This window comes from Nonomuraea dietziae (genome assembly GCF_014195505.1).
Classification (GTDB): domain Bacteria; phylum Actinomycetota; class Actinomycetes; order Streptosporangiales; family Streptosporangiaceae; genus Nonomuraea; species Nonomuraea roseola.
Genome location: NZ_JACIBV010000002.1, coordinates 785,669 through 799,257 on the forward strand (window position 1 = coordinate 785,669; position 13,589 = coordinate 799,257).

14 protein-coding genes are annotated in these 13,589 nt (G+C 70.0%); 2 read left to right on the forward strand and 12 right to left on the reverse strand.

All coding sequences use genetic code 11. The annotated features are described in order from the left end of the window. Positions 1 to 31 precede the first annotated feature (31 nt). The 7 genes from FHR33_RS46385 to uvrA all read right to left on the reverse strand — a co-directional run bounded on the left by FHR33_RS46385 (position 32) and on the right by uvrA (position 6,921). Positions 32 to 1,273, reverse strand: coding sequence for an RNA polymerase sigma factor (locus FHR33_RS46385; RefSeq protein WP_183662013.1), 1,242 nt, complete (start codon positions 1,271 to 1,273; stop codon positions 32 to 34). Beyond that, positions 1,270 to 1,605, reverse strand: coding sequence for a YciI family protein (locus tag FHR33_RS46390; protein WP_183662015.1), 336 nt, complete (start codon positions 1,603 to 1,605; stop codon positions 1,270 to 1,272). The genes FHR33_RS46385 and FHR33_RS46390 overlap by 4 nt, the downstream gene beginning before the upstream one ends. 30 nt (positions 1,606 to 1,635) lie before the next feature. Then, positions 1,636 to 2,262 carry a dihydrofolate reductase family protein gene (locus FHR33_RS46395; RefSeq protein ID WP_183662017.1) on the reverse strand — a complete coding sequence of 209 codons (627 nt, stop codon included), beginning with the start codon at positions 2,260 to 2,262 and terminating at the stop codon, positions 1,636 to 1,638. Positions 2,263 to 2,423: 161 nt separating this feature from the next. Further along, a complete protein-coding gene (locus FHR33_RS46400) occupies positions 2,424 to 2,903 on the reverse strand; it encodes a Rieske (2Fe-2S) protein (protein ID WP_183662019.1) in 480 nt (159 codons plus the stop codon). 49 nt (positions 2,904 to 2,952) lie between these two features. Next, positions 2,953 to 3,420, reverse strand: coding sequence for a Rieske (2Fe-2S) protein (locus FHR33_RS46405; protein ID WP_183662021.1), 468 nt, complete (start codon positions 3,418 to 3,420; stop codon positions 2,953 to 2,955). 105 nt (positions 3,421 to 3,525) lie between these two features. Further along, a complete protein-coding gene (locus FHR33_RS46410; RefSeq protein ID WP_246453722.1) occupies positions 3,526 to 3,936 on the reverse strand; it encodes a Rieske (2Fe-2S) protein in 411 nt (136 codons plus the stop codon). 144 nt (positions 3,937 to 4,080) lie between these two features. Then, on the reverse strand, positions 4,081 to 6,921 hold the full coding sequence (uvrA, locus tag FHR33_RS46415; RefSeq protein ID WP_183662025.1) for an excinuclease ABC subunit UvrA: 2,841 nt from the start codon (positions 6,919 to 6,921) through the stop codon (positions 4,081 to 4,083). A 179-nt stretch (positions 6,922 to 7,100) separates the two neighbouring features. Here uvrA and FHR33_RS46420 point away from each other — a divergent pair, with 179 nt between their 5' ends. Next, positions 7,101 to 7,889 carry a maleylpyruvate isomerase family mycothiol-dependent enzyme gene (locus FHR33_RS46420; protein ID WP_183662026.1) on the forward strand — a complete coding sequence of 263 codons (789 nt, stop codon included), beginning with the start codon at positions 7,101 to 7,103 and terminating at the stop codon, positions 7,887 to 7,889. Beyond that, on the forward strand, positions 7,886 to 8,542 hold the full coding sequence (locus FHR33_RS46425; RefSeq protein WP_183662028.1) for an MBL fold metallo-hydrolase: 657 nt from the start codon (positions 7,886 to 7,888) through the stop codon (positions 8,540 to 8,542). The genes FHR33_RS46420 and FHR33_RS46425 overlap by 4 nt, the downstream gene beginning before the upstream one ends. 222 nt (positions 8,543 to 8,764) lie before the next feature. Here the strand turns inward: FHR33_RS46425 and FHR33_RS46430 are convergent, their stop codons facing one another. From FHR33_RS46430 to FHR33_RS52315, 5 genes are all read right to left on the reverse strand, one after another. Further along, on the reverse strand, positions 8,765 to 9,025 hold the full coding sequence (locus FHR33_RS46430) for a hypothetical protein (protein ID WP_183662030.1): 261 nt from the start codon (positions 9,023 to 9,025) through the stop codon (positions 8,765 to 8,767). A 49-nt stretch (positions 9,026 to 9,074) separates the two neighbouring features. Continuing rightward, positions 9,075 to 9,905, reverse strand: coding sequence for a CDP-diacylglycerol--serine O-phosphatidyltransferase (gene pssA / locus FHR33_RS46435; protein WP_183662032.1), 831 nt, complete (start codon positions 9,903 to 9,905; stop codon positions 9,075 to 9,077). Beyond that, positions 9,892 to 10,485: a phosphatidylserine decarboxylase gene (locus FHR33_RS46440; RefSeq protein WP_376773320.1), complete on the reverse strand. Its 594-nt coding sequence runs from the start codon at positions 10,483 to 10,485 to the stop codon at positions 9,892 to 9,894. Before FHR33_RS46440 ends, pssA begins: the two co-directional genes overlap by 14 nt. 155 nt (positions 10,486 to 10,640) lie before the next feature. Continuing rightward, the gene (locus tag FHR33_RS46445) at positions 10,641 to 11,633 is read right to left on the reverse strand and encodes a TerC family protein (protein ID WP_376773321.1); all 993 of its coding nucleotides are present in this window, start codon (positions 11,631 to 11,633) and stop codon (positions 10,641 to 10,643) included. Positions 11,634 to 12,117: 484 nt separating this feature from the next. Next, positions 12,118 to 13,587 carry a glycosyltransferase family 4 protein gene (locus tag FHR33_RS52315; RefSeq protein WP_183662346.1) on the reverse strand — a complete coding sequence of 490 codons (1,470 nt, stop codon included), beginning with the start codon at positions 13,585 to 13,587 and terminating at the stop codon, positions 12,118 to 12,120. Positions 13,588 to 13,589 lie beyond the last annotated feature (2 nt).

Genomic DNA, 13,589 nt, shown 5'->3' on the forward strand with positions numbered 1-13,589 from the left:
GCGCGCCGCGGTGACCTGAACCCGCCATGGCTCAGCGGCCAGGACCCACCTCGGCGAGACGGCCGGCGAGGAAGGCGCGCTCGGCGTCGTTGCCCGCCAGTGAGAGCGCCCTTTCGTAGGCCACGGCGGCGTCGGCCTCGCGGCCCAGCCTGCGGAGCAGGTCCGCCTTGATCGCGGGCAGATAGCGATAGCCGGCCAGGCGCTCGTCCTGCTCGAGCGCCTCGATCTCGGCCAGCGCGCTGGCCGGTCCTGCGACCATCGCGACCGCCACGGCCCTGTTGAGCGCCACCACCGGGGACGGCCACACCTGCAACAGCCGGTCGTAGAGCAGCAGGATCTGCGGCCAGTCGGTGTCGTCGTACGTCGGCGCGCTCGCGTGCAGCGCCGCGATGGCGGCCTGCAGGGCGAACCGGCCGGGGTCGCCGCCGCCAAGTGCCCCCAGGACCAGCTCGTGCGCCTGCGCGATGGCCTCCTGGTCCCATGCCGAACGGTCCTGGCCGTCCAGCGGCAGCAGGCGGCCGTCCCCGGCCGTACGGGTGGCCCTGCGGGCGTGGTTGGCCAGGAGCAGGGCGAGCAGTCCTCTGACCTCGCGCTCGCCTGGCATCAGGCCGTGGAGCATCCGCGCCAGCTCCAGCGCGCGCCCCTCCAGGTCGGTCCTGGTCAGCGAGGGCCCCTCCGGCGCGGTGTGTCCCGTGGTGAAGAGCAGGTGGATCGTGGTGAGAACCGCGTCGAGCCGCTCCGGCAGCTCGTCGGCCGTGGGCATCCTGAAGGGGATGCGAGCAGCCGCGATCTTCTTCTTCGCCCGCGTGATCCTGGCCGCCATGGTCGGCTCGGAAACCAGGAACGCCCCGGCGACGTGCGCGGTCGGCACGCCGCAGACCAGCCGCAGGGTGAGGGCGACCTGCGCCTCGGTGGCCAGGGCGGGGTGGCAGCACAGGAAGACCAGTCGCAGCCGGTCGTCGTGGACCTGCGGGCCCGCCGCGGCGTCCTGGCCCGTCACCGCCTCGGGCTCCACCAGCAGGTGGAGCTTCGAGCGCAGGGTCCTGGCCCTGCGCAGGGCGTCCAGCGCGTTGTGCCTGGCCGCGACGGTCAGCCAGGCGCCCGGCCTGTCCGGCACGCCGTCGCGTGTCCAGGCGTCGAGCGCGGCTGCGTACGCGTCCTGCACGCACTCCTCGGCCAGGTCGAGGTCGCGGGTGACGCGCACCGTCGCGGCGAGCACCGCGGCCCACTCGCGACGGTGCACCTCGGCCAGCACCTGCTGAAGAGAGGTCACTGCTCGAGCAGCGGCCGCACCTCGACGGCGCCATCCATGATCGGCAGCAGCCTGCCGATGGCGATCGCCGCTTCGAGATCCGTGGTCTCGACCACGAAGAAGCCGGCGATCACCTCCTTGCTCTCGATGAAGGGGCCATCAGTGACCAGGCCGCCCTTGTGGATCGTCCTGGCGGCGGCGGCGGGCTGCAGCGCCTGTTCGTAGACGACCTTCGCCCCCATCTCGGTGATCTTCTCCCCCGCCCGCAGGTTGGCCTCCATGACCTCGGGCGGGATGTCGGCCACGCCTCCGGGGGTCTCCTTCTCGTAGATCAGAATCGCGTACTGCGGCATGGCCCCTCCTTGCCTGCTCGCTCGCCCCGATCACCAGTTACCGGTCTCGGGGCCCATCGCGCCGTACTCCACCTTGCCATCCCTGGCGTACGTGCTGATGAGAACCCCGGTGTTCGACGCCGCGGTGTCGACGAGCCTGAGCCCGGACGGCATGGTCCCGTCGGCGAAGAGCCGCTTGCCCGAACCGAGCAGCACGGGGAAGACCAGCACGTGGAAGCTGTCCACGAGGTCGTGTGCGAGCAGCGTCTGGATCAGCCGCCCGCTGCCGTGGACCTGGATCTCGCCGCCCTCGCCCTGCTTGAGCTCGCCGACCGCCTTCGCCACGTCACCGGTGAGCAGCGTCGAGTTCTGCCACGACACGCTCTCCAGCGTGCGCGACGCGACGTACGTGCGCAGGCTGTTCATCCTGGCCCCGATCGGGTCGTCGGCGTCTGCCAACGGCCAGGTGGCGGCGAAGGTGTCGTAGGTCCTGCGTCCGAGCAGGAGCGCGCCCGCCCTCCCGACCAGCGCGGCCATCCGCTGGATGAGCTGCTGGTCCATGTGCGGCACGGCCCAGCCACCGTGCTCGAATCCGCCGTCGCGGTCCTCGTCGCCGCCGCCAGGGGCCTGCATGACGCCGTCCAGGGACACGAACGTGGTCACCATCAGTGTGCGCATGTCGATTCCTCCGCTGTACCTGTCGGGGAGGACGTCGGTGGTGACGCCCTCATCACCTACGGCGAACGAGAGGGGCGAGAATCGACACCATGCGCGAGACCGACGGCGAACGCCGGACATGAAGACGCCCGCCGTACCGGAAGGTGCGGCGGGCGGCGACCTCAGCCCAGCGAGATCGACTCTCCGTCGATCTTGAAGGCGACCTCGGGCAGCGGCTTGGTGGCGGGTCCGTCCTTGACCGACCCGTCCTCGATGCTGAACTTGCTGCCGTGGCAGGGACAGTCGATCGTCCCGTTCCCGACCGACGCCACCGGGCACCCCTTGTGGGTGCAGAGGGCGCTGAAACACTTGAACTCGCCGGCGACCGGCTGGGTCACGACGACCTTCTGCTCCTTGAAGATCGTCCCGCCTCCGACCGGCACCTCGGCCTTCGTCGTGAGCGCCGCCGTACCGCCCGCGCCTCCACTGGCGGACGCGGAGGCGGAGGCGGACGCGGAGGGCGCCGCCGAACCGGCCGACGCCTGCGGGGCCGCGCTGGTCACCGCCTCGCCGTCGCCACCACACGCCGCCAGCATCACGGCCATGCCGCCCGCTCCCACACCCGCGATAACCGTCCTGCGGCTCTTAAGATCGTCTCGCATGCGAACAAACCAACCGCAGACAGCTGAGAAAATTGTGAAAGGACGCGCTCTATCCCAGTGAGATCTTCTCGCCGTCGACCGTGATCTTCTTCTCCGCCAGCGCCTTGGTCGCCGGCCCGTTGGCGACGGAGCCGTCGGCGATGTTGTACTTGCTGCCGTGGCAGGGGCAGTTGATGGTGCCGTCCTCGACGCTGTCGACCGGACATCCCTGGTGGGTGCAGATGGCCGAGAAGCACTTGAACTCACCCGCTGAGGGCTGGGTCACCACGACCTTCTGCTGGGCGAAGACCTTGCCGCCACCCTCGGGGATGTCGGCCGTACTGGCCAGTTCCTCCCCCGCGGGCTTCTTGGCCCTCTTCGACTTCGTGGGCTCGGGGGCCGACGAGTCCGACTGCGTGGGCTCCTGCTCGGCCACGGTGTCGGCCGGCTGGCCGTAACCGGCGCAGGCGGTGAGCAGCGCGCCCAGGCTCACACCCCCGGCTCCCAGCACCACCGCGCGACGTGTCGTCTCTGCCATGATGATCACCCTCCAGGTTCGCTGTCTCTTCTCAGGTACGGCAGCGCGTGCGCGCCGGTTCAGCCTCCCCTGAGCCGATCCCTCGCACCAGGCAGTTTTACGGGTTCACAGGATGACGATTCCGTCGCCCTCGACCTTGAGAGGGAACTCCGCCAGCGGCGCCTTGGCCGGGCCCTTGAGACACTTGCCGCTGTCGAGGGCGAACTCGCTGCCGTGGCAGGGGCAGGTCATCACGCCGTCCTCGGGGCGTCCCACCGAGCAGCCCTTGTGCGGGCAGTTGGCGGTGAAGGCCTTGAAAACGCCCGAGGTGGGCTGAGTGATCACGATCTTCCACTCGTTGATCACCTTGCCGCCGCCCACCGGGACGTCCGCCTTCTTGGCGATGACCTTGCCCTTGATGCCGGGCGGCACGATGGCCGCGGCGCTGCCGTCGGCGCCCGCGCACCCCGCCAGCGCCGCTCCGCACACGGCCACGCCCGTCGCTCCCAGCACCTCACGCCGACCCCATGCGGGCATGCCGCTACCCCGCTCCTCGCCTGCCATGTCGCCCCTCCGCGATCCCCCGACGCCCATGTCAGGCCGGGCCTTTACCTGCTGTTCAGCCTATTGAGACCCCCCGGCGGTCCCGAATCCGGGCCCCTGCGGAGGATCGCGAGGGCGTCAGACGGAAAGGATCTTGCGCAGGAAGCGGCCCGTGTGACTCTCGTCCACGAGTGCCACCTCTTCGGGCGTGCCCGAGGCCACCAGGGTGCCGCCGCGGGAACCGCCCTCGGGGCCCATGTCGATGACCCAGTCGGCGGTCTTGATCACGTCGAGGTTGTGCTCGATCACGATGACCGTGTTGCCGCCGTCGACCAGCCGCCCGAGAACGCCCAGCAGCCGCCTGATGTCCTCGAAGTGCAGACCGGTGGTCGGCTCGTCGAGCACGTAGATCGTCCGGCCCGTCTGGCGGCGCTGCAGCTCGGAGGCGAGCTTCACGCGCTGCGCTTCACCGCCCGACAGCGTGGTCGCGGGCTGGCCGAGCCGCACGTAGCCCAGACCGACGTCGTTGAGGGTCTGCAGGTGCCGCCTGATCGCCGGGATGGCCTCGAAGAACGACAGCGCCTCCTCGATCGGCATGTCGAGGACCTCGGAGATGGTCTTGCCCTTGTAGTGGACCTCCAGCGTCTCCCTGTTGTACCGGGCGCCGTGGCAGACCTCGCAGGGGACGTAGACGTCGGGCAGGAAGTTCATCTCGATCTTGATGGTGCCGTCGCCCGCGCACGCCTCGCAGCGCCCGCCCTTGACGTTGAAGCTGAAGCGCCCCGGCTGGTAGCCGCGCACCTTCGCCTCGGTGGTGGCCGCGAACAGCTTGCGGACGTGGTCGAACACCCCTGTGTAGGTCGCGGGGTTGGAGCGCGGGGTGCGCCCGATCGGCGACTGGTCGACGTGGACCACCTTGTCGACCTGGTCCATGCCGTTGACCCGCGAGTGACGGCCGGGCACCGTGCGGGCGCCGTTGAGCTCCTTGGCCAGTGCGTTGTAGAGGATGTCGTTGACCAGCGTGGACTTGCCGGAGCCAGACACACCGGTGACCGCGGTGAACACCCCGAGCGGGAAGTCGATGTCGACGCCCTTCAGGTTGTGCTCACGGGCGCCCTTCACCGTGATCTGCCGCTTCTTGTCGCGCTTGCGGCGCTTGGCGGGAACGGCGATGGACCTGCGGCCCGACAGGTAGGCGCCGGTCATCGACTCCTCACTGTCGAGGAGGTCCTGGACGGTGCCCGAGACCACGACCTGGCCGCCGTGCTCGCCCGCGCCAGGACCGATGTCGACCACCCAGTCGGCGGCGGCGATGGTGTCCTCGTCGTGCTCGACGACGATCAGCGTGTTGCCCATGTCGCGCAGCCTGATCAGGGTGTCGAGCAGGCGCATGTTGTCGCGCTGGTGCAGGCCGATGGACGGCTCGTCGAGGACGTAGAGCACGCCCACCAGGCCGGAGCCGATCTGCGTGGCCAGGCGGATGCGCTGCGCCTCACCACCTGCCAGGGTGCCGGCCGCGCGGTCCATCGTGAGGTAGTCGAGGCCGACGTCGAGCAGGAAGCCCATGCGGGCGTTGATCTCCTTGACCACCCGCTCGGCGATGTGCATGTCGCGGTCGGACAGCTTCAGCGAGGCGAGGAACTTGGCGCACTCGCCGATCGACATGCCCGAGACGTCGGCGATGGACATGTCGGCGACGGTCACGGCCAGCGAGACCGGCTTGAGCCGCCTGCCCTCGCAGGTCGGGCACGGGATCTCGCGCATGTAGCCCTCGAAGCGCTCACGCGTGGAGTCGCTCTCGGCCTCGGCGTGCCTGCGCTGCACCCACGGGATCACTCCCTCGTAGGTGGTGTAGTAGGAGCGCTGCCTGCCGTAGCGGTTGCTGTAGCGGACGTGGACCTGTTCGTCGTGGCCGAAGAGCAGCGACTTCTGCGCCTTCTTCGGCAGCTTCTCCCACGGGGTGTCGAGGTTGAAGCCCATGGTGAGGCCGAGCGCCTCGACCAGGCGCACGAAGTACTCGCTGGTGTGGCCACCGGCCCAGGGGTTGAGCGCGCCGTCGCCGAGCGTCTTCTCGGGGTCGGGCACGACGAGGTCGGGGTCGACCTCCATCTTGGTGCCCAGGCCGGTGCACTCGGGGCAGGCGCCGAAGGGGGAGTTGAAGGAGAACGAGCGCGGCTCGAGCTCCTCGAACGACAGGTCGTCGTAGGGGCAGTAGAGGTGCTCGGAGTAGAAGCGCTCACGGCCGGGGTCGTCTTCGGGCAGGTCGACGAATTCGAGCGTGATCGTGCCGCCGGACAGTGTCAGCGCGGTCTCGACCGAGTCGGTCAGCCGCCTGCGCGAGGACTCCTTCACCGACAGCCGGTCGACGATGACCTCGATGTCGTGCTTCTCGTACTTCTTCAGCGTCGGCGGCTCTTCGAGACGGATCACCGTGCCGTCGACCCTGGCCCTGGCGAAGCCCTTGGTCTGCAGCTCGCGGAACAGCTCGGCGTACTCGCCCTTGCGGCCCCTGACGACGGGGGCGAGCACCTGGAAGCGGGTGCCCTCCTCGAGCTCCATCACCCTGTCGACGATCTGCTGGGGGGTCTGCCTGGCGATCGGGCGGGCGCAGGCGGGACAGTGGGGCTTGCCGATGCGGGCCCACAGCAGCCTCAGGTAGTCGTAGACCTCGGTGATGGTGCCGACCGTGGAGCGGGGGTTGCGGCTGGTCGACTTCTGGTCGATGGAGACCGCGGGAGACAGGCCCTCGATGAAGTCGACGTCGGGCTTGTCCATCTGGCCGAGGAACTGCCTGGCGTAGGACGACAGGGACTCGACGTAGCGGCGCTGCCCCTCGGCGAAGATCGTGTCGAAGGCCAGGCTCGACTTGCCCGAGCCGGACAGCCCGGTGAAGACGATCAGGGAGTCTCGCGGAAGGTCCAGCGAGACGTCCTTGAGGTTGTGTTCACGTGCGCCACGCACGATCAAACGGTCTGCCACGGTGATCCCGACGTCGAAGGTGTTGATAGGTCCACGGGGGATGGTAGAGGGAGGGTCCGACAATTTCGGGGGTCCGCTGGCGCCCCGTCGGAAACTTCCCTCACCAGAGTACGGCTTTCTCCCGAGCCGGTACCGGTTCCTTGCAGGTTCAACCACGTGAACTGCGGCATTATGCCCGCATGAGCGTTCTCCCGTCCCTGCGTGCCGAGATCGCGGCCGCCACCGACAGGCTCATGGCGACCGCCGCCGACCTGGGCGACGCCGACGTCACCGCCCCCTCCGCGCTGCCGGGCTGGAGCAGAGGCCACGTGCTGACCCACCTCGCCCGCAACGCCGACGGTCTGGTGAACCTGCTGCGCTGGGCCAGGACGGGGATCGAGACGCCGCAGTACCCGGACCCCGCCGCGCGGGCGGCCGAGATAGAGGAGGGAGCGGCGAGGCGGGCCGCCGAGCACCGCGCCGACCTCGAGCTCAGCGCCGCGCGGCTGGCCACGGCGATCGACGAGCTGCCGCAGCCCGCCTGGTCGGCCATGGTCCGCGCGCTCAGACCGCCCCCGCACCCCGTCTGGTACGTGCTGGTCCGGCGGGTGCGCGAGCTGGAGCTCCACCATGTCGACCTCCGCGCCGGCTACACCCCCGACGACTGGCCGGAGGCGTTCGTGTTGAGGGAGTTGCACGACTGCCTGGCCTGCTGGCCGTACGGCAGGAGCACGGTCGGCGCCATCGTGCTGGAGGAGCCCGCGCGGGAGTGGCGGCAACTGGGTGAGGGGCCGGTGGTGCGGGGCACGGCCCGCGACGTGCTCGCCTGGCTGACCGGACGGTCGGCCGGGGAGAGGATTAGGGTGGTGTACGAGGGGCCGCGCGCCGAGGGCGACCGGCTGCCGTCGCCACCCCCTTGGCTGACCATGCCCGCCCCCGCGAACCTCCCGACGGCGCCTCCCGACACCTACCCAGAGGAGAGCCCATGACTTACACAGGCGATGTTCAGGTAGGCGGCCCCGCCGACGTGCGGGAGCTGTCCAAGCTCACCGTCACCAAGCTCGCCGTGGGCCCGTTCGACAACAACGCCTACCTGCTGCGCTGCACGGACACCGGCGAGGGGGTGCTCATCGACGCCGCCGCCGAGCCCGACAGGCTGCTCGCGCTGATCACCGACCAGCCCCTTGCCGCCGTGGTGACCACCCACCAGCACGGCGACCACTGGCAGGGGCTCGAGCAGGTGGTCAAGGTGACGGGCGCGGCGACCATCGCCCACCCGCTCGACGCGGGCGCTCTGCCGATCGCGCCCGACCGGCTGGTGGAGCACGGCGACAGGATCTCGGTGGGCGTCGTCACGCTCGAGGTCATCCACCTGCGCGGCCACACGCCAGGCTCGATCGCGCTGCTGTACGACGGCGGCGACGGCCAGCAGCACCTGTTCACCGGCGACTCGCTGTTTCCCGGCGGCGTGGGCAACACGGGCAAGGACCCCGAGCGCTTCACCCAGCTCTACGACGACGTGGTGGAGCGGCTGTTCGACCGGTTGCCCGACCAGACCAGGGTGTACCCGGGCCACGGCAAGGACACCACCCTGGGCGCGGAGCGGCCCTCACTGCCCGAGTGGCGGGCCCGCGGCTGGTAGCCGCGCTCTCCCGTGTACGGCAGGCGCGATGTCTCGCAGGCCCTCCGTCGTGGCGGCGCGGCGGCGGCTCCCGGGGAGCGTCCCCTGGACGGAGCGGCACCGGTGACCGCGCAGGCGCGTTGGGGGGCCTGCCGTACAGGGGTGACGGTCAGGAACCGTTGGGGGCCTGCCGTCCAGGATGTCGGTCAGAAACCGTTGGGGGCCTGCCGTCCAGGGTGACGGTCAGGAACCGGAGAGGATGCGGACGATGCGGTCGGCGGCGGCTCCGGGATCGGCGGTGCTGGCCAGCACCTCGCCCCACGACCACCGGTAGAACCAGCCCTCGTCCAGCGCGACGCAGTCGACGGTCTCGGTGAGGTGGCCGGGGCCCGGTTCGCCGACCCGCAGCGAAGGCGGGTCGGCGCGCAGACGGGTGGAGAGCCCGCGCAGTTCGAGCTCGCCGGCCAGCCGGCCGAGGAAGTAGGTGCGGGTGTGCTCGCGCATGCTCCCATTGAAGCCGAGCGAGCACGCCCTCAGCAGGCGGGGGCGCTCGTCAGTCGCCGACGCTCGTGGATTCCTTGCGCTCCTTGCGCTGCTCGCGCTTGAAGAACAGCACCCGCAGCGGGATCGCCGTGACAAGTGCGATCTGCATGGTGGCGCCGACCTGGATGAGCGTGTCGCCGCCCTGCGGCCAGGCCGCCCACGTCGTGAGGCAGGCCACGTTGATCATGATCCAGGCGAGCACGACGGCCGCCAGCTGCCCCTTGGGCTTGGGGTACTCGATGCGGCTCACCATCAGCCACGCGACCGCGAGCACCGCGGCCAGCGAGAACCAGTTGGGCTGGAACAGCAGCACGATCGAGACGACCGTCATCGCGCCCATCGGGATGGGCAGGCCCATGAAGTCGCCGCTCTTGGTCTTGACGCAGGCGAAGCGGGCCAGTCGCACGCAACCGGCGATGAGGACCGAGGCCGCTGCCACGATCACCGCCGTGAGCGGCAGTTTGCCGGTGAAGCCGCCCCAGATGACGACCATGAAGGCGGGCGCGAAGCCGAAGCTGATCACATCGGCCAGGTTGTCGAGCTCGGCGCCCATGGCCGAGGCGCGGAAACGCCGCGCCACCAGGCCGTCGAACAGGTCGCAGGTGGCTCCGATGAGCAGCAGGACCACCGCGGTGGCGAAGTAGCGAGGGTCGGGCAGGAAGCCGTCTCCCGCCTTCAGCGCCTGGATGGCCGAGGAGGCGAGCACGCACACGGCGAGGAAGCCGCACAGCGCGTTGCCGAGGGACAGCGAGTCGGCCGCGGAGAGCCGGAAGGCCTTGCCCACCGGTCCGCGCGGCTCCTCGTCGTCGGCCTGCCAGCTTCCAGCGTCAGCCGCGGTCAATGGGAGTCACCCCCGCCACCGTCTTGTCTCCCACGGTCACCGCGGGTGAGATTCCTTCGGGAAGGTAGATGTCGACGCGCGAGCCGAACCTGATGAGGCCGATCCGCTCCGTCTGCGAGAGCTTGTCCCCGACGTTCACGTACGGCACGATCCTGCGCGCCACCGCGCCCGCGATCTGCACCATCTCGATGTCGCCGAGCGCGGTCTCGAAATGCCACACCACGCGCTCGTTCTGGTCGCTGTCCTTGTTGAAAGCCGGCAGGAACCCACCCGCCACATGCTGCACGGAGGTGACGGTTCCCGCAAGGGGCGCCCTGTTGACGTGCACGTTCAGCGGGCTCATGAAGATCGCGACGCGCGTGCGCCCGTCCGGCCAGGAGTCGATGCTCTGCACGACGCCGTCGGCGGGAGAGAGGATCCTTCCCTCCCCCGGCACACGGTCGGGGTCGCGGAAGAACCAGAGCATGGCTCCGGTGAGCGCGGTCAGCGGCACGGCGGCCACACCCCAGCGCCGGTCACGGCGGCTGAGGAGCGTCGTGGCGGCCGCAGCGGCCACGGTCGGGAAGAGCCATGGAGACACACCGCGGGCAAGCCGCACGCGGCGGCTCTGCAGGCGGCTTGCGGAATCGTCTGACACTGACAACCTTTGATGGTGACTATGGACGGGCGCTTTGCCGAGATGTTACAGAACTCGAAACCCTTACACGAAGCAAAGCGCCTTTGACCACCGTCGCGCTAGCCCTCGTTGGCACTCGCGGAGGTGGGAATTTCCTTCCCCTTCCGCGCGTCGCTCCGCGACTTCAGCAGGCTCGCCACGGTGGTGACGACCATCGTCACGCCGATCACGGACAGGGACACCCAGATGGGCACCTCGGGAGCCCACGACACATGGCTGGCGTGCAGGGCCTCCAGAATCAGCTTAACCCCGATGAAGCCCAGGATGAACGCCAGACCGTAACTGATGTAGACGAGCCGCTGCAGCAGTCCGCCCAGCAGGAAGTAGAGCTGACGCAGTCCCATCAGCGCAAAGGCGTTGGCGGTGAAGACGATGAAGGGGTCCTGCGTGAGGCCGAAGATGGCCGGAATCGAGTCGAGCGCGAACAGCAGGTCGGTGGTGCCGATGGCGACCATGACGATCAGCATCGGGGTGACCATGCGCCTGCCGTCGATCTTGACGGTCACCTTGTGGCCGACGTAGTCGGGCGTCGTGGGGAAGGCCCTGCGCACCCAGCGCAGCAGCGCGTTCTCGCTGAACTCGTCCTCGTCGTGGCCGTGCTGGCGGATCAGGTTGATCGCGGTGTAGAGCAGGAAGGCGCCGAAGACGTAGAACAGCCAGCTGAACCTCTGCAGCGCCGCCGCGCCGAGCGCGATGAAGATGCCGCGCATGACCAGCGCCATCAGGATGCCGACGAGCAGCACCCTGTGCTGGTAGACCTTCGGAACGGCGAAGCGTCCCATGATGATGAAGAAGATGAAGAGGTTGTCGACGCTGAGGCTGTATTCGGTGATGTAGCCGGCGAAGAACTGTCCCGCATGGGTCGCGCCCTGAGTCGCCCAGAGGATGATGCCGAAGATGATGGCCAGGAGCACGTAGAAGCTGACCCAGAAACCGGCCTGCTTCATCGAGAACTCGCGGGCCTCACCGCGGTCGACGATCCACAGATCCACGGCGATGACGACAAGCAGACCGACGATGACGACGGCCCAAGCCCACAACGGTTCACCCACAGTGATACCAACCCTCCGGCGCGCATGACTGACAGCCGGAGGTCTCTCCCGCCCACACGATGAAGTGGACCGGCAGCCCCGGGAGCCCCGTGGAGCGGGGCGAACCGTGATGACGAGGCTGTCGCGAAGGGATACTCCCCTCCCTAACCCAAGCAGTATAGGAGAACGCCCCTGCCCCGCCTAATCATCCCCTGTCACCGGCCGACCCCCGAGAGTCTCCCGTTCCCTCCGGCCACCAGTCGGCGTCCAGCCGGCCGGAAAGGCCCACTTACTCGCTTCTCCTCCCCACCGGCAGACATCCACGTCATCGGAGGTGATCAGCTACCCCCGCCACCGGCCGACCTCCGAAGGCCACGAGCCCCCGCCCGCCACCTCCTCGCCGCGATCTGCCGACACCGAGAGCGACCACCCACGCCCTCCCGCCATCGGCCGACATCCCTCCCGTCGGCCACCGGTCGGCGTCCAGTCGGCTGGAAGGACCCACCTACTTCTTCCCACCGCCGGGCGGCGCCGGGTAGGCGGCGAGCACCGCCTCGACCGCGTCGGCTGCGTCGGGGAGCTCCGCTCCCCTTCGCGCCGCGGCCTGCGCCCGTCGCCGCCGTTCGGCCGGGTCGTCGATCAGCTCGCGTACGGCGGCGCGCATCGCCTCCACGTCCCCGTACGGCACCAGCACCCCCGCGTCACCCATGAGCTCGGGGATTCCCCCCACGGCGGTGGCGACGACGGGCTTGCCCGCCGTGAGCGCCTCGCTCAGGCTCAGCGGCTGGCCCTCCCAACGGCTCGGCCACACGACCATCGTGGCGGCGGCGAGCAGGTCGGGGATGTCGTCCCTGTTGCCGAGCAGGCGCACCGGCAGCCGCTCGGCGTCGATCCTCGCCTGCAACGCCGCACGCAGGGGCCCCTCCCCCGCCACGAGGAACAACGGCTGCCCCCTGGAGCCTCGCGATCCCCTGTGGCCGGCACCACCGAGGCCACCGGACCGACCCGAGCACCCCTCACTCTTCCGCTCGCCCCCAGCGCCGCCTTCACGGCCGGCGTCTGCCCTGGCGCCGCCGACACCTCGAGCATCATCACCCCTGCTGCCGGCCTCACCGCGAGCGTCTTCCCCGGTGCCGCGCTCACCCGGAGCGCCACCCTCGGTGTCAGCCTCACGGCCACTTCCATCCCGGGTGTCGCCCCCACCCCCACCTAGGGTGTCACCTTCGCCCCTGGCGCCACCCCCGGTGTCGGCATCGCCGCCACCTTCATCCCCGGTGTCGCTCTCGCCTCCCCCTCGGGCGTCGCCATCGCCCCTACCGTCATCCCCGGTGGCGCCCGCACCTCCAGTGCACCCAGCCGCGACGTCGAGCAGAGTGTCGAGGCCCTTCTGCTGGGCCAGCCGCGCGATCGTCAGCACCACAGGCCGCCCCGCCGCCCCCAGCTCCTCCAGCACCTCAGGCACAGGCCTGGTGGCCGCCCGCAGCGGCGGCGCAGGCACCACGGCGGCGCGCACGTCGCGCGCCCCCAGCGCGCGCATCCTGTCGCCCAGGTCGGGCGAGACGACCAGCACCCGATCGGCCCCGCGCGCCACGACGCGCTCCAGCACCGCGTGGACCGCCCCGACCAGCCCACCGGCGGTCAGCGCGTTGTGCAGGGTCACCACCAGCGGCGTGCGCCCTCCCGCCAGCGCCGCGAGGGCCCCCGCCCGCAGACCGTGGGCATGGGCGACGTCCACCTCCTTCAGGCAGCGCCTGATGCGCGCCACCGCCCTGACGTCGTTGACCGGATGCGGCCGGTCGGAGACCTGCACAGGCACGAAGGCCGCCCCTGCCGCGCGGAAGCCGAACTGCTCCTCCACGCTCCGGGGACCGACGACCAGCACCTGGTGTCCGCGCCGCAGCAGCCCTTCGGCCAGCATCATGACGTGCCTGCCCGTGCCGCCCGAGGTCGTGCCGAGCACGAAGGCCACCCGCATCG

Bases quoted from the DNA above. Each gene is read 5' to 3' on its own strand.
- FHR33_RS46430 (WP_183662030.1), bottom strand. From the start codon at position 9,025: ATGCGCGAGCACACCCGCACCTACTTCCTCGGCCGGCTGGCCGGCGAG.
- FHR33_RS46410 (WP_246453722.1), bottom strand. From the start codon at position 3,936: ATGCCCGCATGGGGTCGGCGTGAGGTGCTGGGAGCGACGGGCGTGGCC.
- FHR33_RS46395 (WP_183662017.1), bottom strand. From the start codon at position 2,262: ATGCGCACACTGATGGTGACCACGTTCGTGTCCCTGGACGGCGTCATG.
- FHR33_RS46390 (WP_183662015.1), bottom strand. From the start codon at position 1,605: ATGCCGCAGTACGCGATTCTGATCTACGAGAAGGAGACCCCCGGAGGC.
- FHR33_RS52315 (WP_183662346.1), bottom strand. From the start codon at position 13,587: ATGCGGGTGGCCTTCGTGCTCGGCACGACCTCGGGCGGCACGGGCAGG.
- FHR33_RS46405 (WP_183662021.1), bottom strand. From the start codon at position 3,420: ATGGCAGAGACGACACGTCGCGCGGTGGTGCTGGGAGCCGGGGGTGTG.
- FHR33_RS46425 (WP_183662028.1), top strand. From the start codon at position 7,886: ATGACTTACACAGGCGATGTTCAGGTAGGCGGCCCCGCCGACGTGCGG.
- FHR33_RS46400 (WP_183662019.1), bottom strand. From the start codon at position 2,903: ATGCGAGACGATCTTAAGAGCCGCAGGACGGTTATCGCGGGTGTGGGA.
- FHR33_RS46420 (WP_183662026.1), top strand. From the start codon at position 7,101: ATGAGCGTTCTCCCGTCCCTGCGTGCCGAGATCGCGGCCGCCACCGAC.